This window comes from Pseudoalteromonas holothuriae (genome assembly GCF_945859825.1).
In the GTDB taxonomy this organism is placed as follows: domain Bacteria; phylum Pseudomonadota; class Gammaproteobacteria; order Enterobacterales; family Alteromonadaceae; genus Pseudoalteromonas; species Pseudoalteromonas holothuriae.
The window spans coordinates 1-24099 of sequence record NZ_CAMAPC010000028.1; the positions used below are offsets into that span (position 1 = coordinate 1).

A 24099-nucleotide genomic window follows, 5' to 3' on the forward strand; every position below is an offset into this window, starting at 1 on the left:
GCTCTAGTGCAAATGGCACTAAAGGACCACCCACTTGACCCTGTTCATCAAGTAATTGAATACCACTGATGGCTTGCAGTGCTGCATCCACTATGCTCGGGTGTAAGTGATAGGTTGCCAAGCTGCTTTCACACTCAGCTGGTAAATGCAACTTAGCCAGCGCCTCTTTAGGGGCACTATAAATAACATCTGTTGCACGTAATGATGGTCCAAATTGAACACCACATAACTGATAAACTTCATAACACTGTTTATTATCAATTACTGCGTGCGAACACCTGGATTTAATAGCAGCAATATCCAACGTTTCTAGTTGGCTCGGTTGCACACGTCTTATATTTCCCTGACAGTATAAAGTCTGTTCATCATGGCTATGCACTGTCAAAGATAATTCTGATGCCGCCGATTCCGTAACCTTTATTTCAATAGCTAATCCATCTGCGCCCACAACCATTGGCATCAGCCAAACGAGATTGGTCATTGCTAATTGATGCATAGCATCAGCACGTTGCTCCCACACCAAACTGGCAGATGCTCTCAACATTTCTAGATATGCTGCTGCAGGTAAGATTAAGTGACCATTAACCTGATGATCTTTGATGAAAAATTCTGAACTTATAAATGTTGTTCCGAATTTTACCGATGCTGATAGATCTGAGATGTTATGCTGCACCATGGGGTGTAAGCCAAAAGCACCTTGTCTTGCATTGTCTTTTCGCGGCACCCAATGAGATTCAGGTGCAAATGGATAACCAGGTAGACTTATCCTATGCGGTCGCCTGTGGACGTCGTAAAGATTTAGCCAATCAACAGAAACCCCTTGCACCCATGCTTCAACGAGCTGGTGAAATTTGCCTTGCGTCATCCAATTACGTAGCACGCTATTCAACTCTGCTTCTTCAAACAACGAACTCAAAGACTGGGTAACTCCTCCATCGCTCATATATATATGCGCATGGTTGGCCCCGCTAGCTAAATTTGTCAGGCTTTGTAACAACTCATCCCTATTACTCACAAGTAAACCTGCTCTAACTGGCATAGGCTCTCTACCAACTTGCAATGTATAAGCGATACTGGAGAGCGAGATAGTCTTATTGCTAGGCAACTTGATCCACGCAAGTAGCTGTGAAGCGCGTTGCTGCAGGCGTGTTACATCACGAGCAGAGAGCAACACACAGTAGTTAGAAAATTCGACCTCATCACATGGAACAGGTAGACACTCTTCTATGATCAGATGAGCATTGGCTCCACCAGCACCAAAAGATGATAACCCAGCGCGTCTTGGTACTTCAACATGGCGACCGTTTTGGTACATAGTTGGCCGCGTCCAATCGCTTAATTGCTTTTGCACAACAAAAGGACTGTTAACAAAATCAATTTTCGGGTTTTCATGTTCAGCATGTAGTGTTGGCACCAGCTTTTTATGTTTAAGCTGCAACAGCACTTTAGTGATGCCTGCAATGCCGGCCGCACTTTCACTATGTCCAATATTTGATTTGATAGACCCTATCGCACAATAACCAGTATTTTTTGTATCATGTTTGAAAGCTTTAGTAAGTGCTTTTACTTCAATCGGATCGCCCAACAAGGTACCTGTACCATGTGCTTCAAGATAACTAACTGTTTCAGCATTAATTCCAGAGCGACGCAATGCATCATTGATGAGTCGCTGCTGGGCATTTGGATTGGGCACCGTATAGCCGTGAGTGTGCCCACCACTATTTATAGCACTGGCTTTTATCACGCCATAAACATGATCTCGATCTTCCAGCGCTTGCGCTAAGGGCTTTAATAACATAACCCCTACACCTTCAGCATCAACAAAACCGTCCGCCCCGGCTCCAAAAGCTTTACAATTGGGACCATCACTCAGCATCGTCATCGCCGATAACCCGATATAATGGATAGGATCTAGCACTAAATTAACGCCACCTACAATTGCACAATCGCAATCTCCATTACGGATACTAGATATTGCAAAATGTGTGGCCGTCAAAGAAGAGGAGCAAGCGGTATCAAACGCCACGCTAGGGCCAAAAAGATTCATGCAGTATGACACTCGGTTTGGGACTGAAGAATAATCTGCCCCCGTCGGGTACGTACTATTTGTTATCCCGACGAATACGCCGACATTTCTTTGCGGGCTAAGATTATTTGGGGTATATCCTGCGTCTTCTATACAATGATACGCCTCTTGTAAAAACAGCCTGCCTTGTGGATCCATTGCCTGTGCATCTCTAGGAGATATTTTGAAAAACAGACTATCAAACTGATCAACATCATCGACAAACCCACCCCATTTGCTATAAATGGAACCATGCTTGCCCCTTTCTTCACTATAGTATTCCTGCCAACTCCAGCGTGATGAAGGGATCTTATCAATACAGTTTTTACCTTCGCATAGGTTATCCCAAAGTTGTTGAATATTGCTCGCCTTAGGATAGCGTCCAGCCAAGCCTATAACCGCAATATCCTGACTGTCATTCGTCAAAATTGGCGCTTGTTGGATTGTGGTAACTGGATTATCAAGCGGTTTTTGTCTAGATTGCATATCTTCAGAGAAAGGCTGACTAACAATGGTATCTGCAAACTCAGATTGTAAATATTCTGCAAGTTGAGCTATCGTTTGATACTCAAAAAATAATGTACTACTTACCTCTTGACCCAACTTCTCAGTTAGAAGGTTCGTGAGTTTTACCACTAGAATTGAATCAATACCGTATTTATCGAAGGTTTCCTGACTATCGAGTTTACTGATTGGAATACGCAATGCCGTGCTAATCACTTGCTTAATTAATGTTTCCGCAGCCGGTTGATACGAAACGTCTTCCTTCTCTTGTATTTCATGAGTACGCATCACTTGTTCCTGATGAACAGTTATTTGCTGTACGTTGCTGGTTTTCGACAACGCCATCGCCCCCTGAGGTGCGTTTTGCTTTACAACACCGTTGCTATAAGCAACAAAAACTTCCTGCCCAAGCTCTTCCACACCAACATTAAGGTGTTCACAACGCTCAAAACCTTCACTTTTGAGCGTTGCTAGCCAAGTTGCTACGTCAAGCAATGGAGAACCAGGTTGCCTCAAATCACCATCTTTAAATGCCCACCAACCATCAAGTAAGCCGAATGTTAAGTGCGCAAAAAGTTTGTTACTTATTGATTCATTGAGAATAAATAAGCCTTGATTTTTCATTGTGCCTTTGATGTTTTGAAGCGATTCACGAACCCTCGAGGTTGCATGTATGACGTTGGTCGCGATCACAATATCATATTGACCTATATCAATATCTTGTTGCGTCAAAGTGCGTTCTATATCTAAGGGCTGACATTTTAAGAAAGGATATAAATCACTCAGCTGTGTGTTTGCTTGGTTAACCAGAGCTGGTGAGATATCCGTAAACAAATACTCAGCGATATTAAGTTGATAAGACTGTAACGCTTTTAAAACACGTCGACTTGTAGCGCCAGTACCTGCCCCGACCTCCAAAATTCGCAGTTGTAAATTTTCACACCCTTTAAGCTTTTGTTGGATTTGACGTTCTACTACTGAAGTGACGAGGTCATTAAAGTAATCACTGAGCAGATTATTTTGGTAAAGGCCTGCGACCAATACATCGCTTCCTCCAGGGAACAGCACTTCTGTGCCTAGTTTTCTACCTTTTAATACTGATACTAAGTCTGAAAACACAGCATTTAACGCATTCACTTGTGCTTTGAAATGCGGTATTTGTCGCCATTGTTCGCTTTGCAACTGCCAATCAATATGTTCAGGTGACGTATCTTGCTCTACTAAATAGTAAGTGTTGCCCCCCGGCTCAGTGCTTTGTACATAGCCATTTTGCTCAAGTAACGCAAGCATATGAGCCAACCACTGAGCATGTATACTAGCTATCTTCTGCGACTCTATAAGTGATTCGACCGAACACACATCAGCATCAGCAAATAACACTTGGCTTAACAACGAAAAAACCTGCTGATAGATGGCTGAGTCTATATCTTTTTGTATTTTAGTATCTTGCTCATCAACTGTTTGTTTCAGCATATTGAACCTATCATGGGCCAGTTGGCGAATATCGCTCAACCAAAGGCACATTTCAATAGGCCCATCACAGCTGTGGTAAAGGTACTTGTCAGTAACAGCACCATCACCAAATACTTGCGCAATACTGTCATTGAGTTTAATCGCTGCCAACTGTACCAATGGCATTGCCAAACACTGTTCTAATGCTTGCACACCTTGAGATGCAGAAATAACTCCAACACCTGACATAGCCAAGCGATTTCTTGACTCATTGGTGATTGCATTAGCCACGCCAATTCTATCCCATACTCCCCAGTTAAGTACTTTGACAGGAAAATCAACGACAGAATTAAGATATTTGGCAAACTCATCTTGGAAGATGCCACCAGCAGAGTAACTAGCAGTCCCGGATTCACAAGCAAACGACGCCAAAGAGGAAAAAAGCAGCATAAAATCCAGAGAAAGGTCTGAAAACGCCAATGCAGCATTTAAACTTACATCAAACTTCGGTGATAAAGCAGTTAAGAACTGAGCTTCATTCATAGTAGCAATACTACTATCTAACTCACCAATTGCAGATTGAATCACGCCATTGATACGCCCGAAACGACAGTGAATGTCTTTACTTACCCGTTTTAACTCTCCCAAATCAGTCGCATCGCATTGGTAATAAAAAAGTTTACTTCCTAAATTAGCAAACTCATCGCTATCTTTGCTCAGTACATCTTGCTGTTGTGAACGGCCTAACCAAATCACTTGCGCTTGATATGTTGCATGCAAATGTTTCGTTACCACCCTACCTATGCCACCGCTGCCACCGATTAAGAGATAAACCCCATTTTTTTTAAATTCTGTTGTTTGAGGTAACCCTTGGTATTTAACTGGCATATGTGTGGCTACCTGCACTAGCTGCTTCTGATACCAGTTGCCTTCTCTGTACGCGAATTCCCCCGCGGGTAATTCAGACTCGGATTGTAAAACTAAACTCAACTGCCCTTTATCTTCCAGATCCACTCCCGTGACATGCCAGTGGGGACATTCTTTTGCAACCACATTTACCAATCCATGCAACATAGCCTGTCCAGGCTCACTGGCAGACAAGTCATGTACTTGATAAGCATTTTGCGTCACTAAGGTAATGGTGAGTTTGTTTGAAGTATTCAGACTTTGCAGTGCTTTAGTCAGACTAAAAAGATAAACTAATGACTGTTTTGCCTTTGATTGGCTTTTCAAATCAAAAGCCTGTTGCGTTTTTTTAGATGCAAACACAACCAAAATATGTTCAATCTCTCCAGCCTTTAATAACGCTTCTTGTAGCTGCTGAATACCATGGTGCAAATGTATTGGCAAGATCGTCGCTTGAGGTAATAACTCTGAGATCGCCTGTTGTGGTTGTTCACTCAAAACAACCACTTTGCAATCCGCAGCAAGTAATGTCGTCTGTGGTGAAGAAGTCAATGTTTTCCAGCGACCAGTAAGGGTTGTGATACCACCACCCAAAGGTGTCTTGTGGTGGTTTGCGTGTTGGTGCGCTCTTGCACAGACGCCGATTAGTTTTGCGCAAATATTACCATGCTCATCAGATAACATCAGATCAAACTTCAAAACTCCCAAGTCGCTACTCTTGGCTTGCTTTGCCCACACTAACACCTTGTTTGGGCATTGGCTGAGTTGTTCAAAACAATCTATTGCGTATAACAATGCACCTTGGCTTTGCGTGGCCTCTTCATTTAGTAAAAGCTGACAAGTTTGTAAAGCACCATCTAATAAGGTTGGGTGTATTGCATATTCTGTCGCGTCACCCTCAAATCGACTATCGAGTTGCAATTGTGCTATAAGCTCTCCCTGACCCAAATCGATTCTCTGCACACATTGAAATGCTTTACCATACTCCACCCCAGATGCAGAAAAACTCTCATAAAACTGAGATATATTAACGGACTCCAGCTGACAACGTTCCAAAACTGCATTTCGATCTAAATACTCAGATTTATTGCTTAATAATTGTAAGGAACCACAGCAATATTCAACATCTTCGCCCGCTTGGTCTGAATGTGTTTTAAAAGACCAACTGTCATTTGATTTATGTGACAAACTAATACACACATTTTGGATACCATGCTTGATTTGCAAAGGACGTTGCCAATAGAGGTTGCTCAGCCGCACCCCACATACAGCGTTGGTTGCATATTTTAGTGACGCGATAGCCATTTCAATATGAACTGCACCGGGCAGAGTCGCAATACCACCAATGCGATGCTCCTCGAGAAGCACATCTTGTACACTCATTGGGGTAACGAATGCTTGCTCTGCCAGACGGGAAATATTATGAACTAATAACGGATGAGCCTGATGACTATTTCGATATTCATTATTTATACTCGTCGAAGGTAGGTCATCAAGCCAGTAACTATTGTGTTCAAACGGATAAACAGGCAGTCTTACTCTTATCTTTGCAGTGTTAGATACGTGTTCTGACACTGGAGTAGCACCTGCACAATAAAGTTGTGCCAACTCTATTAATAAACTGTTTCGTGCCACTTCATTCATTGTTTGAGATAATTTAGATAAAGTATCTAGATAGCGACTATCTGCCGTTTCTTGATGTTCACTCCCCCAATGCACTCCCTCTATTTGCTCACTTTGAGAGGTAATTGTATTAAACAGAGCAGACATATCTTGCTGCATATGTACAATGACTGCACAACGATACTTAAAGTGATGACGCCCTGCAATTAATGTATGAGCAATCGATGGTAAGTCGTTTTCGATATCCGATTTTTCATTAAAAAAGTTAGCCATATCTTGTAGCTTATGTCGCAATGCCATAGCTGACTTAGCACTAAAAAGAAGTAGCTGAGGTGTCGAGGTTCGCTCTTTTATACCCTGTTGAACAGGTGCCTCACCAAGTACCATATGCACGTTTGTACCTGTCATTCCAAACGCGCTAACTGCACCGAGTCGACGCCCTTTAAGACGCCATGGCTGTGCAGTCGTTGGCACAAAAAATGGGCTTGATTGCCAATCAACATAGTCGTTTAATTGCCTTAAATGGGTAGCTGGAGGGATAGTTCCCATCTTAATGGACTGTGCCAAAGCCACTAAACTGACCAAACCCGATGCCGCCAAGCTATGACCAAAATTAACCTTAGTTGAAGATAAACCACAGCCGCCAATATGACCTGCAACATTCTGGAAAGCCCCATGTAACGAATTTATTTCTATAGAATCGCCAAGTCGAGTTCCAGTCCCGTGTGTAACGATGTGACCAATTTGTTGTGCATCAATATTGAATTCTTTATAGACTTTCGTTAGCAATGCTGACTGCGCTTGCTCACTCGGTGCAGTAATACCATTGGTCTTACCATCGTTATTAACTTTACTCCCTTCTATCAACGCATAAATTGGTTGACCATCACTTAAAGCCTCGCTTAAACGCTTGAGCACCAAAACAACCACGGCTTCACCTAGTACTACACCATCAGCCGCACTATCAAAGGCTTTACATTTTCCGTCTATCGCCAATGCCCCGGCATTACTCATGATCATAAATGAACGTGGTGTAATATTGAGGTTTGCAGCACCTACCAATGCCACATCGCACTCATGTGCGCGTAAACTTTGGCAGGCCTGGTGGGCTGCCATTAAGCCCGATGAGCAAGTCGTGTTGAGGGTAAAAACAGGCCCTTGGAAATTCAGGAAATATGCAATCCGTGAAGCGAGCATGGCATCTGAGTTAAACACCTGTTTATACTGCTGTTTCGCCAATGCATCATAATCACCTGGCTCAGCACCAATAAAGACACCAACATTGGGTGTAATGCCAATAGCCGCATCTTCAAGTGCATGCCAAGCGCTCTCTAATAGCAATCTTGCACGAGGATCGAGCGTCGCGGCTTCCAAAGGTGATATCTCAAAAAATAAAGGGTCAAACTGTTCAATGTTGTCTAATTGTGCATGCCATTGACACAAACTTTTTGATGGGTCTAAATGGATGTCTCCATAGTGAACCTGCCAATCAAACCGAGATGAGGGTACTTCAGTGACCGTATCAGAGCCAGCACATAATAGCGCCCACATTTTATCTATATCATTTGCCTGGGGTAGACGGACACTCGCACCACAAATAGCAATCGACTCTTTTTCAACTTGTTTTTCTTTGTGCTCTGAATGTACTTCATCATTCACAGAGATGGTTACATTGTGTTCGCTTTGCAAGAACTTTTCTAGAGCCTTTAAACTACCAAATTGATAAAAGACAGTCGGGAGTATTTGCAGTGTGAACCGCTCGTTGAGCTGCTCACAAAGCAGCGTAAATTTGAGTGAATCAAAGCCTATTTCTGCTAAGTTACGATGTACATCAATACTGCCAGCATCTATAGAAATTAACTGGCTTACCATCTCCTTGAGTATTTGTAATAGGCTATTGCCTTTGTGAACAGATGGTGCGGTCGGTGCAAGTACATTTACTACCTGAGTATCTTGGCTTTGATAATCCCCAACCCAATAGTGTGTTTTGGTAAACGGGTAACTCGGTAAGTCAGTCAGAAACTCGAAACTATCGTTAGCCACTAATTTGACCCATGGCACATCGACACCATTCACCCAATAGCAGCCCAATAACTCTAGCGTCTTATCTTGACACAAAGTAAATAACTCATCTTCATCCGCTTCGCGAAGAGACGTTAAACTTTCCAAGGGTATGCTGCCTTTATCATGGCTAAGCAGAACTTCGCTCGCTAAGGACTCACCAAGTAGATAACTTTGTAATGTATTGAGCAGCACCTCACGACTATTGCATATAACAGCTATCCGGTAAGTCATTGCGTTCCTGCCAATGCGCAACGTATCTGATAATGCTTTTAAGTCTAATGTTTTGGTGGTGCTAATATAATTAGCCAAATTTGAGATGCTTTTTTGTAGCTCGTCATGAGTTCTAGCACTGATTGGGAAAACCTGAACCTCTTCATTGCGATGCAAACTGCCGGAGTGTACCTGATTCGCAAGGTATTCCTCTAAGATCAGATGAGCATTTGAACCACCATCACCAAAAGAACTAATTGCAGCCCTTCTAGGGTAAGTTACTTCTTGACCATTATGTTGCAATGTTACCCGATGCCAAGGCACGGTTTCAGTTTGTAAGTAAAATGGCGAGTTAGCCAAGTCTATTCGCGCATTAAGTTTTTCAGATAGAAGCGTTTTAACCAATGTACCGTGTTTTATCTGCAACAATATTTTAGCGAGTTGTGACATACCAGAGGCCGCTTCTGCATGTCCGATACTCGCCTTAACGGAACCAATAGCACAAAATTTATGGTCTTTCGTAAAAGTGCTGAATGCTTTTTTTAGTGCCGTTATTTCTATCGGATCTCCCAGTGCAGAGCCATTACTGGCACACTCTACATAATTGATAGTACGAGGGTCCACATCTGCACGCTGGATATTATCTGCTATAAGCTTTGCTTGTACATTCACATTTGGCACCGCAAAGCCGTTGCTGCGACCTCCATGGTTAGTACTGGTTGCTTTGATCACCGCTAAAATAGCATCTCTGTCACGCTCTGCATCACGTAATGGCTTTAATAATACAGCTCCAACCCCCTCTGCGGGTATATAACCGTCACCATCACTAAAACTTCTACTCCATTCGTGACTTGCAAGCGCTCCAGCCCGGCTCAAACCAATATATTTATTGCGTTCAAGAGATAAGTTAACCGCGCCTGCAATAGCTAAGCTACAATCCCCATTCCGTAACGCATTACAGGCAAAATCCACAGCCGACAATGCTGACGAACACATAGTATCTACCGCAACGCTTGGCCCTTGTAGATCAAAAAAGTAAGACACTCTATTTGCGATAACACTGTGTGTTGCAAGAGAAGTAACCGCCGACAACTCTGGTAACGTATTCACCTGTTGATATGGCAGGGTCATTGAGCCAACATAGGTGCCGATTTTATGATTGTATCTGTGTTTTAAAATACTTGCGGAATGTCCCGTTTGTTCCATAAGCAAGCAGACTGTTTCTAAAAACAGTCTTTCTTGAGGGTCCATGACCAATGCTTGGGCGGCGGTTACATCAAAAAATTCGGCATCAAATAAGGTAACATCACCAAGAAACCCACCCCACTTACAATAAGATTTAAGCGGATTGCTTTTAGTGTCATCAAACCATGCTTGAGCATCCCACCTTTGTGAGGGAATCATGCCAATGGCATCATGACCACGTTCTAGATTGTGCCAAAATTCCGAGATGGTTGGTGCATCAGGGAAACGCCCAGACAGGCCAATAATAGCGATATCAGAATCACGATAAGATGACAACACGGAGGCAGTTTGCTGCGTATCAAAAATGGGAGAATCAGGCTCATATTCACGGTCATCATCTACTGTTGTTATTACATTATGTTGCAGATGTTTAGCCAAGTCCTTTAGATTTTGATGTTCGAAAAACAAAGTTTTTGAGAGCGTACCAAAATGACCTTCCAGCTTATCGGTCATTGCCATGGCCATCACAGAATCAATGCCTTGCTTTTCAAACGGCTTATCGATATTGATGCTTTCAATGGGCTCTTTGGTTTCTTCAGCTAATACTCGTTTGAGTATCATTAAAACCTTAGAAAACTGTGCTTTATCCGTTTGATTTGAAGATACATGAGAGGTTTTAGTATTACTTCCAAAAGATGCTAAGAATTGTGTCGTGTCACCATACACAGGTAATGCTTGTTTAATATCATGCGTTAAGCAAAAATTAATTACATCCAGCGCCATATTAGTTGGCAGAGGCACTATCCCTGCCTTGAGGTTCATGGCCTTTAGTGCCGTCTGAGACACCTTCATACCGCCTTCTGCCCAAATTGGCCAGTTTATCGACAAAGACTTGCCTCTACGGTGCTGGTGTTCACATAAACTACTTCGGTACTGAATATATGAATCAACAAAGCCGTTTGCGCAGGCATAATCCAATTGGCCAGCATTACCAGAAACAGACGCTAAAGAAGAAAAGGCAATGAAAAAATCCAATGTTACGTCGCTGGTTGCTAGATCTAAATTGACAACTCCTGCCACCTTAGGCTTTAAGACCCGTTCTATATCCTGAATGCTTTTATTAATGAGCAAGCTATCTTGAACACACCCAGCCGCATGCATCACACCTTTTAATGGTCTAGAAAATTTACTGATATCACGTATCAAGTCTTCCACTTTAGTAAGGTTTGAAAGGTCGATTTGGTAATACTGAGTTCTACCTGTAGCGTCTAAATGCCCTAAGTCATCAAGTAGTGCTGGAGACATTTCCCGCTGGCCTAATAAAACAACTTGGCTGCTTTTCGTACTTTGCAAGATGCTTCTACACAGTATTTTACCTATTCCTCCAAGACCGCCAGAGATAATATAGGAGCTGTTTTCTTGCCATGTTATATTCGATAGTTGATCTTGTGAGGGGGTATGAATAGCATGTTCAATGCCATGCCATTTTTGAACCTGACATTGCTCTGCGTTATACTTAGTATAGTAATTTTCAATGCTATGTTTAGCGTTAGACAATATATCAGACATAAAAGCCAGACATGCCTGTTCACTAGATTGTAGATCATTAAATTCTATGACCTGCCCTTTAATATTCGGATGTTCTATTTGCAACGATTTAAATAAAGATGATAAACCAAATAACGTGTTCAAACCTGTAAATTCAATACCCAATACCTGTACCAAACATTGCTCGTCTTGTTGCACAGCTAACGCTATTTCTTTTAGTTCACTGGTCAAAAAGCTAACCACATCAATAAAATAGCTATCAACAGAAGACTTTTCTGATACATAAGCGCGAACTTGTGCCTGTGGGTGAGTTAAGTTTTTCCCCAGTTTTTCCAAATTTAATATTGGCGCATACTTCTCCAACTCGTGCTGCGCGCCAAATATAAAAATAAAGTGTTTGGAATAATTCTGTTCATTTGAATATCCAGTAACTGTATTAATAACTTCCCAGTTGGGCTTGGATAAAAATAGCTTATTATTATTATGCATCTACTTCCATATCCCCTTTGTACCACTGATGCTCTTTTTTATCTGGTTGTTTATATTCGGATTGCTTATTAGTTGGTATCTTTGATGTCAATCCCTTAATTGCAATACACACCTTACCAAATGAGTTACATAAATCTATATCTAACTGCTGTAAACCCATCCTAGTACCATTATTTTTATTATATCGAATATAAGCCCACATCTGTTTTTGACACTTCTCATACACGGTTATCCGCTCAGCTGAATATGGTAATGCTAATTTCATTTCTTCACTACGCATATTTCCTATTGTAGGTAAAACTAGTGCGACACTCGCCTGAATAGCTGCATCCAAAATACCTGGGTGTATAGAATACACTTTTAGTTGTTCGGAGACTTCCTCTGCTAAAGTCAGTTTTGCCAACACACTGTCAGAACTGTGTGGTAACGTATAATATTCAGAGATACAACGGTGAGATTGTCCGTAGTGAATATTACCTTGCTCAAAAATGTCATACAGTGTTTGGCCTTGATGTAGCTGTAATGTTTGCTGTGACAATAACTGTTCGAGATCAATAAATGGACGACTTAATACGTCAGTTGTTAGTAGACCCTTCACACAGGCAGATACATCCTTTTCACCATTTAAGTTATGTTGACCTATCTGGAACTCATAACTGTTTTTATTAGCCACAGGTGTAATGGTGATATTTACTTTAAGCGGTTCGTCAATTACAACTGGGATACGCCAAGTTACATTAGTAATGCTAATTACCAACGCATCTTCACTAATGGGCAAAGATTGTTTAAATGCAGCAAAAGCCATTTCTAAATGAGCTGTTGCAGGCAAAATTTTATGACCGCCAACTTGGTGATCTGCGATAAAGTGTTCACTGCCACTATAATCGCTACAAAACACTTGGCAACCAAATTTTGACTCGTTTCGTTGCAACATAGGGTGATCTAAGTGTTTGGTCACTTGGCTGCTTTTGTTGCTATTAGACGCTACCAATTTGGTCACAGCTAAACGCTTATCATTTGCAAAAGTGTAGCCTGGTAAATGAACTCGACCGGGTATGGCAGAAGAATACAAACGTAGCCAATTAATGCACTCTCCTCGTACCCAAGCATTTGCTATAGCCTGCGCATTCTCGTAATCAATACCCCTTTCAGATAATGCAGCACAGGTGTCATCACATACATCACAAATAATGCCAATAGCATCATCACTGCCAACATTTATAAAACGCTCTAATTTAGCCAACAGCACCTTGACATCACTTGCGATTAGCGCAAGTCTTGCAGGTAAATGCTCCCTACCTGTTTGCAACGTATAACAAACTCTTGCAAAAAGACTAGGCGTCTCAAACTTATTTTGGTTTTTCTGTAAAAACAGCTTTAGTTGCAGGGCTTGTAAACGCAATTCTGTCATCGTCTGTGCTGACAATACTATAGGCCCATTCGCTTGAGTTAAGTCAACCCCAATGTCTTTAGCTTGTTCAACAACTAGGTGTACATTGGTGCCACTAAAACCAAAAGAACTGATGGCGGCCAACCTACTTTGTTCATCATTGAGTGGCCATTTTTGCACCCTATCGTTAACATAAACAGGGCTGCTTTTGAAATCAATATGTTGATTTTCAACATTAAAGTTGGCACTTGCCGGGATCAACTTGTGTTGTAATGCCAAAGATACTTTAATCAAACTAAGTACCCCTGACGCGGCCGAAGTATGGCCTAGGTTAGCCTTTAAAGAACCGACAGCACAAAATTGTTTACGCTGAGTAAATTGCATATACGCATCAGTTAAAGCGTGTATTTCTACCGGGTCCCCAAGCTTAGTTCCTGTTCCATGTGCTTCTATATACTGAATATTGTCAGCCTTAATATGGGCTGACCTGTATACTTCTTGGATTAACGCGCTCTGAGCCAGAAAACTTGGGGTCGTAATAGCAGATGCCCTACCATCATGGTTTGTACCACTAGCTCTGATAACGCTATAAATGTCATCTTTGTCCTTTAATGCATCTTGTAAGCGCTTTAATATCACTATACCAGCACCATCGCCCACTAAAATACCATCAGCAGCGTTATCAAACGGTCTGCAAGCGCCACTTTTTGATAACATATTTGCTCTTTGCATCGATACGAATGCACTAGGGTGAGTATAGATGGTGATCCCGCCCGCCAATGCTAAGTCAATCTGACCTTGAATCAATTTGTTGTATGCCATATCCACAGCAACAAGAGATGACGAACAAGCTGTGTTTACCACTAATGCCGGCCCAGAAAAATCAAAGAAGTGCGCTACTCTACCAGCTAAAACACTGGTTTCTGTTCCTAACATTGAATGATGGGACATATCAGCTGCACTGGGTGTACTTCCCATCGAACCAATAAAAGTCCCTACTCTTTTACCCCTCAACTGTTCTGCAGCATAACCACTATCTTCAATGGCAAGATAGCACTGTTCAAGCATAATTCTTTGCGCCGCATCCATCGCCTCTGCTTCACGGATAGATATATTAAAAAAAGCAGCATCAAATTGTTCCAAATTTTGCATCGCACCATAGTTCAATGGCCCCAAATCTGGACAATATTGCTGAAAAAACTCCAGCCATTGAACATCTTTAACGACATCAGTTTTTACTGTTTGCGTCTGAACCGTTTGCCACAGTTCATCTAAATCTTTAACGCCACCAGCACAACACGCCATCCCGATAATGGCTACCCCTGATGTAGCCTCACCTGTTGCAAGCGAAGCAAAAGTAGGCCCCATATGCTCAACTTGTTCTGGAGTTTGCGCCGTTGCACTTGCGCTCTGTTGTGACTGCGTTTGGCTCTTTTGCGGCGCGATACCTTGAGATTGCATATAATTGGCTAATGACAAAATACAATCACATTCAAAGATAATACTTGTCGGTAAATGACTATCACAGCGTTGATTTATAGCTTCAATGAGTTCAATCGCATTAATTGAAGTGAGTCCAAATGATTGAAAAGAACTATTTCTGTCAAACTCACCATGAGATAAACCGAATACTTCCGCAAATAACGACTCTAGATACGTTATGATATCAGCCAAAGTTTTCTCTGCAGTGTTCAAAATATTGCTTGGTTGTGTCAGTACATGAGCTAGATCTTCGTCTATATCGGGGGTCGAGAATGCAATGCTCTGTGTTGTGTGTTCAGCTACGTACGCAGCAACTTTTGCAATACAGTCAAACTCAAACATAATGCTAGTTGGCAATGATAGAGAGAATTTTTGGTTGATACCCTCAGTGACTTGTACTGCATTGATAGAATCAATACCCATTTCAATAAATTGGCTATCAGCCGACAAATCTTCTTGATTCAGATACAGAACCTGCTGGAATACATCAACGACAGCTTGTATTACATTTTCATGCGTAGCATGATCAATGTCTGTTGGGGCAGAATCAGGTTCAATTTGTTGAGCATCAAAATAATGCCTTAAATATCCGCTGGTTAATTTTTTTAAATCGGCCTTAAACACTACATAGCAACCACCTTCGTTCGCCAATGCATGATAAAATGCCGCCAACCCTTCTTGAGAATGCAAGCTACTAAGTCCTAGTTGCTGAGCAACTGATGCAACAGAGGCCTCTAAATGCAAATTGCCAGACAACCAGTGTGGCCACGCTATTGCTATCGAATGACCAACATTCGTCTGAGTGCGCCTATGAGTAATATAATTGTCAGCAAATGCGTTGGCTAGCGCATAATCAGCCTGCCCTGCATTACCAAAATATCCAGAAATTGAAGTAAACACAGCGAAGAAAGCCAACTGGCTATGGCGAGTTGATAAATCCAAGTTGATTGTACCGTCAATCTTAGCTCGCAATACTTCATCTACTTGAGACCACTGTTTACCGATAAATGCACCGTCATTGGTCAACCCAGCACTATGGATAACACCAGATAGAACGCCAAATTTAGACTCAATTGATTGAATGAGTCGCTCAACTTGGTTCGCATCTGCAACATCACAAGATTCATATTGAATGCGGTCACCATAGTGTGCATAGGGCTTTAATTTTGCCAAGCGCTGAGTATCCAAAGGAGCACGACCGACCAAGATAACCACCGCTCGTTGGGTGGTTGTCAAAATCTCTTTGGCAAATGTTTGGCCAATCCCTCCCAAACCACCTGTAATAAGATAGACTCCTGCGTCTGCCCAGCTTTGCTGACGTCCTTTCTCTAGTGAAAAATACAAGTTATCTATCAACGTACTTTGTTTTAGTATGCGTGTTGCGAGAGGCTGCTCAGGAGCATAATGCAGTTCTTTACAATCCAAGTGGTTTTGGCCGCTCTCTAATGCATTCAGCAAATCTAGATGGCTATTTGCATTGCCAACATAAATTGTCTGGCAATCAATATTTGTACTTTCAATACTTATAGTCTTTAACATTGCTGCATAACAAGCATGTACAGCAAGTTCGTGTCTACGAGTTAAGATAAGTTTAATGTTTAAGCCACGACCATGTTGCTTGATTCTCTTTTGCAGAATTCGCAATGTTTTTTCAATTGCAGTCTTCGCCAGATGAGCACTTTCAAAGTCAAAATGATCTAGTATCAAATATTCTTCTACTAAATGTGAAGTAGCAGATAACTCACTTGCATACTGAGCCAACTCAGGTGCCAACAATACCAGTACTGGTTGTGTTAACGAGCGAGATGCTTGCACGCTTAGAGTCTCGAGTTGAGGCTGGTATAGTGCTAATTCACCCACATATGAGCGCTTGCTTTGCTTAGCAAATACTGGCTGTGATTTAGGGTAAGGAGGCTCCCCTAGTGTATGCATCTGTGCCACAGCATCTGCATATGACATGCTCTGTTTTAGTGCACGTATATTGCTTTCTTGTCTTTGAGCGAAAGACATGTGGGTATTTTTCTCAATTTTAATAAGGCAATATGAGATCCAACCTTGTTCCAATGAAATGCTCTGATTTGCATAGTTGCGCAGCGTACTTTGGGCAACCTCTTGCAAGTCTGCAATGTTGTCTTCTAACTGTGGATCATATAAAAAATTGGCTATCTCTTGCGACACATCTATGTTTTCAACTACAGCAAGCCCTGCTTCGGCCAACACATCAGCCCAAGTTTGTAACGTCGGAATGGTCACCTCAACATTTGGATCTCTAATTTCACCTCTCAAATGTGAAATATAATCCATTAGCACCAATCGCCCACCCTCGTGAAGTGCATTTGCAATGTTGTCAAACACGCCTTGTTTATTTCGAATATGAAACGTAACTTCAATACCAAATACTAAATCATATTTATTTGGAAAAGGGTCCGACGAGCTATCTCTGTGATAGATGTTCGCTTGTTCACTCAAACCTTGGCGGTTGATCCTTTCGTTTCCTAATTGTGCTTGCGATCCTGTGATCGTATAACCACTCACCTTCAGATTTGGATACAGTGCAGCAAGTTGGATCACATCAGTACCATGGCCACAGCCAATGTCCAGCACATGATTTAGCTGTGAAAAATTTTCTTTAAAGAACAATACTTGACGTAACTCACGCTGCTTCACCAGTACCATATCACGCTCAGCTTGCTCCATTGGTAAACCAAGGAAGAAACTGGTCATTGAAAACCCTTTACGGCGTTCAAAAAATGGCGCAAATGTGAGGTATTCTTCTCTAAACTCTGTGCTGGAAGGCTCCGCGCCTAGTGAATAAAATTCAGTCGCTTTATTAGTGTACTTCTTTGCTACTGTTTGCGTGGGTTTTACCTCTTCTACAACACTATTTTTCAACATATTTTGCTGCTCTGTTCGGATATCCAGATCCATATTTCGTTTTTCAAACACATAGGTAGGAAGTTGCATTTTTGCGGGCTTTATAGGGCCATAAATACTTTGCCAGTTAAATGCGTTACCCGCCAACCACTGATTGACTACATCGACTGGATGCGTCTCATAATAGTGCTGTAAATCTGCAAATATTTGTTCTTTTGTTAGCGATGCGTTGTTCGCCGAAGCAGTCTCGCCATGCCCCACGTTGATGTATAGCTCCAGTTGCTGCGCCAAATCATCTAGGCTGCGAACAATAAATGCTGCACGGTGCGCAAACTGAGCTCGGCCTGTTTGCAGGGTATAAGCTATGGACAATAGTGCGGTATCCACATGCTGAACACTCGTGTGTCTGAGTTCATTGACATGTGATAGCAACCTTTCAGCATAGAGCTTTAACTGAGGGACCTTTTTCGCTGAAATAGGAATGATGACTTTATTATTCATAGTATTGTCCGGCAAACTGACTCCCCGGTTTTGTTTCTTTGTATAGTCTTTAACAACTAGGTGTACATTTGTGCCGCTGTGACCAAAGGAGTTAATAGCTGCCATCCTTTGTCCATCATTTGCTTGCCAGTGTTGATGATGTTCACTAATGTAAAAAGCAGAACCCGCAAGCTCGATTGCTGGGTTAAGCTTCGAGAAGTGATTCAAACTAGGTAAACTCTGATGCTTTAAGGCCAACAGCACCTTGATAAGTCCCGTGACACCAGACGCCGAAGATGTATGACCAATGTCGGGTTTAATACTCCCCAACGCACAAAATGCAGACTTACCAGTAAACTCACTGAATGCACGTTTCAATGCTTTGATTTCTACAGGATCCCCTAATGGAGTCCCTGTACCGTGAGCTTCAACATAACTAATGTGCTCAGGGTTAATCGCAAACTTTTTATAAGTATCAGTAATTAAAGATTGCTGCGCTCTACCATTTGGGGCAGTAATACCATTGCTAGTCCCATCTTGGTTAATACCTGAAGCAGCCAGTACGGCATGAATAATATCTCCATCTCGTTCTGCATCCATCAACCTTTTTAACACAACAACCGCAACTGCTTCTGATAGCACAGTACCATCTGCATGATGATCGAAGGTTCTACATTTTCCCGAGGGACTGAGCATACCAATTTGCGCTAGCATGCTAAGCCCACTGCTTGATAACTGAGCAAACGCCCCCGCAGCCAACACCATATCGGAGTCTTTACTGCGCAAACTCTCAGCACCAAGATGAATTGCAACAGCAGAAGACGAACAACCTGTGTTTACCACCAATGCCGGACCGTTTGTGTCTAGGAAATAAGCCATTCTCGATGCAACTATTGCATCCGAAGAACCAGTGAAAGACTCGCTGGCAAACCCAGCTGGTTCCGCTCCTACGAAAATACCCAGCTTATGCTGCTTAAGTTGCGTCGGGTCATAACCTGCATCTTCAAGAGCTTTCCAGCTTTGCTGCATCAATAACCTTTGATTAGGGCTCATCGCCGCAGCTTCGCGGGGTGTAATATTAAAAAACAGTGGATCAAACTCTTGAATACTCTCTAAAAAACCAGCTGTAATATCACTTTGTTCAAAGGTCTCGTTTCCCGTCATTCGTTGCGCAAACGAAGAGAGCGAATTCAAACAATTGGCTTTAGTTTGTATGTTTCTCCACAGAGACTCTACATCTTCAGCACCAGGAAAGCATCCTGACATACCTATAATCGCGATCTCGTTCAATGCGTCTGGCAAGATAGAATGCTCAGTGGCAAAAGTAATGTCAGGTTGTACACCATCCGTACCCTTAATATGCTGTTGGATTAAACCAACACTGGGAGCAAACTGTCGTTCAATAAATTCGGTCAGTTGGCTGGCAGTCGCATAATCAAAAAGATCCGTAGGATTCAAGGCGATATCCAATGCTTGATTAATATTTTCCGTAACACTTACGCCTAAAATCGAATCTAGGCCAAACTCGCTAAATGGGCGATGCATATCAAATCTTTCTGGCTCGATATCTAAAGCCTGTGTTACTTGCTCGACCACAACCGCTAGTAGTGCCCGACCATCTTTTTGTTCACGGCTAACTTCGACAGGGTCACCATCAACTACAGCGTCATAAGCGATTGATGGCGAGTGCTTAATGTCTTCATTACTGGTCAAATATAGCCCATTACTATGAGCGCAGATTACTTGCTGGCCCATGCTATCTTGTTGTACACCGAGCAATTTAATATCTCTAAAATGGGTCTGACTTAACACATTTTGCCAATGCGAGAATGACAAGGCAGGGCTTCCCTCAAGCCGCATATCTACATCATCAAATCGCCACCAACCTTCTGTTAGACCGAATGTCATGTGAGATAAGATACTGGCATCATTGATTTCGTTGAGTAACAATATACCACCAGATTTCAACAGCGCCTGACTGTTAAACAGCGTATTACGTATGTCTTTCGTAGCATGTAACACATTGCTTGCTATGACAATATCATAGCTTCCTGTTTCAATTCCTTGTACGCTTGGGTCTCGTTCAATATCAAGTATGCGAGTCTTTACATAAGGATAATTCGCCACATATTTGCGCTTCGCATGATCAAGAAACACTTTTGAAATATCCGTAAAGTCGTAAAGTTCGACATTAAAACCATGCTTGGCCAGCTCATGTAGCACCGCAGATGTCGTGCCACCTGTACCAGCACCTATTTCCAAGATCCTGAAACCCGCTTGCTTACCCTCTGATACCGACTCTGATAATTTAAACTCAATTGCTTTTACTACGGCAGTACTCAATAACTGGTTGTAGAATCGAGCACTCGGACTATCTTGGTAAACACGCTCGAGCATAGCTATATCTGATTTAGGAAACAGCACTTGTTGCGCACTTATCTGGCCCTTAAGTATCCCAGCAAGATGATGCACTGCAGTATCTAGAAGGTCGACTTGCTCAGCTAATACTGGATGGTCTCGCCATTGTGCCGTTTTGCTTTGCCACAAAACAACAGACTCATCAATGGACATAACAACATTTTCTGTCTTAGTCGATTGCTGCAATATATTATTACTGGCTTTCCACCATTTAGAAAGCCCATTTGACAGTGCTTCAAACTCTGTTAACTCGTTAATATGCGAAGCTAAAATTTGTATCAACACTGCTTCTATGTCAGCTAATAAGATAGGTAATTCATCAGCACGTGCCATTTTTTCCATCTTTAAAGATGGTAATTGGGCATACCAAGAAGGTGAGGTTACAAATTGCTGCTGCGCACTATGAAGTGTGTGTGATATTTGTATCGGTAACCCAAAGTGGGCTTGTTCATCGTTTAAACCATAATATGCCATCTGATAGAGATGGCTGGATAGTAAATATTCAATGGCTTGTATTGCTTGCTCAGGCTGCACGGCTTGCATTCCCTCACGTGCTAGCCAGTTACGTAGCCCTAAGGATTGCTCTGATTTATAGAACAACTCATTATACCAGTAGCCAAGATGCATAACCTTTGTTGGCACTTGCCATTGCTGAGCCACATAATTTGCGAACTGATCAATAAAATTACACCCTGTCGCATACCCAGCTTGACCGTGAGCTCGAATAAACGCACTAATTGATGAGATAAACAATACAAAATCAAGCTGTGCATGCTTGAAAATATTCACAATATGGACGCTGGTATCTTGTTTCGCTTTAAGTGTATTTTCAAAGTCCTCGCGCGATAAACTTTGTATGCTTCTACTGTGTAACTGCATCGCACAGTGCACAATGCCGTTAACAGCACCACACTGCTGAGTTATCGCTTCATGTGCCTGCTGCAAAGCGACTGGATCTGCCGCATCCACAGATAAATAAAAAGGTTTTGGCCCAAAGTTGGCAATGCTATCTTGTTTTTGCTGTATGCTTTCATTTAATGCTCGACGTCCCAGCCAAATGGTTCGTGCGTTGTATTCGCGCGCAAGGTATAAGCTCAAATCATACCCAACAGTGCCAGCCCCCCCAACAAGCAAATAGACACCATTTCTTATAAATCGACTGCTACTTATCGGATCTGGCATTACATTGATATGTCGGCGCTCAAACCATTGGTTTGCACGACGTGACAAATAGCTTTCAGGGCGACTTTTAACCGTCGGTATTTCATCATCAAACTGCGTACCGTCATCCAAATCAATAAATTTCACGCACCAATTTGGGTTTTCTTTAACCGCTGTACCTAACAGGCCATAGAGACCTGCTATCTGAGGAACTGCGATTTCATTTTCCAAAACAGCTTGCGCTTGCACAGTTAAAACAATCCAATTAACGCTATTTCTATCCAAGTCACATCGCAACAAAGCTTGGACCAACTTGAGCAAACTTGTTGTTAACGGGTTTTGTGCGTATTCGTTGTATGAGTATGTTTCAGATGAGTCTGTGGATTTGGTAATATCCAATATAATATTTTCAACAACAACATGCTCTGCCAAAGTATTAGCTAACCAATCTACCTCTGAGTGTGGTGTAACATGTACGGGACTTGTCCCATTAATATGGCATAACAATCCATGTTCAATCGACCAACTTAAACGTAAAGATCGGCCAGATTGCTGGTGACTATCTAATGTCGATATAGGTATCCATACTGGTGCCGAAGTGACGATCTCTTTGGTTGTATTAATATCGCTTGCGGCTTTATTTAGAGCACGGAATGATAACCCAGCCAGACTAACCTGCAGACAGCCCTTATCATCAAACAATTCAATATTGACTTTCTGTGAACCACCCGACTCTCCAACAGGTACAATGGTAGCTATCATCCGTTCAGTGCATGCGCCGTAAACCGTCAAATCTTGTAATGAAAAAGCTAAATTCATTGCTGTAGGAGCAGTTGATTTGTGGTGTAACAAAAACGCACATGCTTGCGTCGCGGCATCTAAAATAAACGGATGTAAGGTATATAAATGATGAGAAGCTACAACTTCTTTAGGCACTTGCAACTTTGCCACAGCACCACACTCGCCCACAGCAATAGAATTTAAACATTGAAAACTGCTGCCATACTCGACACCTTGCACCTTCAATTGTTCGTAAAAGTCAGCTAAGTTTTCTACCAAAAAGTTTGTTGGAGCACTGACGTCCTCAAAGCTCTTTTGCTGAGGAACAGTCGCCGACACATGCAAAATTACTTCGCCTTTGCAATGCACTTGCTCATTTTGCTGATCATCGAGCGTACTAATCACAAATTGCACCACACCATTTTGTTTTGTGCTGATGTGAGTATGCGTGCAAACATCGTGTGAATTCACTTGCAATGGTGCTAACCACACAATATTGCGCAAAGTGATCGTGTGCTCTGAAATTGGTAATGATTGACACACAGCCTGATATGCCATTTCTAAATAAGCCATACCGGGTAAAATCCGCCGCCCTTGGATCAAATGGTCACGTAACTCAAGCTCATTTCCTGTAAACAAAGTTCTAAAGCACTGTTTGCCCAATGTAGACACATTTTGCTGCAGTAACGGGTGCAAAGAATTAAGCTTCGTCACTTGAGTATGCTCTTTAGCTTGATACTTAGTAGTGTGTGCAATAAAATAGGATTCTTTGGCAAAGCAATAAGTTGGTAACTTAAAGCGAGTAAAGATAGTGTTTAAGTAAAGTGTTTGCCAAGGTATATGTACACCTTCAATCCATGCCTTAGCTGACGCTAAAGCTAACTCACGTTCGATCACACCATTTACAACTGACTGTGGCCATAAATCGAAAGATTGCGCTTGGGCATTGCTATTTAATAGGCTATGACCATAAAACAGACCAGCAGATGACAAACCGTTATTGTTATGCGTATTTAGGTAATGCTCGAGTATTGTTTTAAGTTGCACGATAGACTCCACCACCACAGCCAATCGAAACTCTAACGCTTCCTTATCTAACTGGCTGCTAAGTGCAATTGAGCGCAACTGACCATCACAATACATGTCTTCTTTACTTGATATTTCATCCAACCAAACTCGTACTTGGCGCTTTAACGCTGCTTCATCCTTTGCTGATATCAAAATGACTACAGGAAAAGCTTTGCTGACCTTTTCCTTAATAGGCGGAAGTACCTCATTTATGTACTCTTCAACTACCACATGGGCATTTGCCCCCCCGGCACCAAATGAAGAAATACCTGAACGCCTTTGTGGCAAAGCCTCATCATTATGCCAAGGTTCAAGGTGTTGCTGCACGCTAAATGGTGAGCTCGCGAAATCAATATCTGGATTAAGTTGTGAGGAGTGCAAAGAGGGAACTAACTGCTTG

At 42.1% G+C, this 24099-nt stretch carries 2 protein-coding genes (1 of these 2 only partly in view); both read right to left on the bottom strand.

Annotated elements, in window-relative coordinates; all coding sequences use genetic code 11:
• A partial coding sequence (locus tag OCI93_RS19920) for an SDR family NAD(P)-dependent oxidoreductase (RefSeq protein ID WP_261627135.1) occupies nucleotides 1–12046 on the bottom strand: 12046 nt, incomplete at its 3' end.
• A protein-coding gene (locus OCI93_RS19925; RefSeq protein WP_261627137.1) for an SDR family NAD(P)-dependent oxidoreductase crosses the window boundary here: on the bottom strand, nucleotides 12039–24099 show its 3' portion. 4481 nt of this gene lie beyond the right edge of the window; only the last 12061 of its 16542 coding nucleotides appear in the window; its start codon lies beyond the right edge, outside the window; the stop codon is at nucleotides 12039–12041. The genes OCI93_RS19925 and OCI93_RS19920, both read right to left, overlap by 8 nt.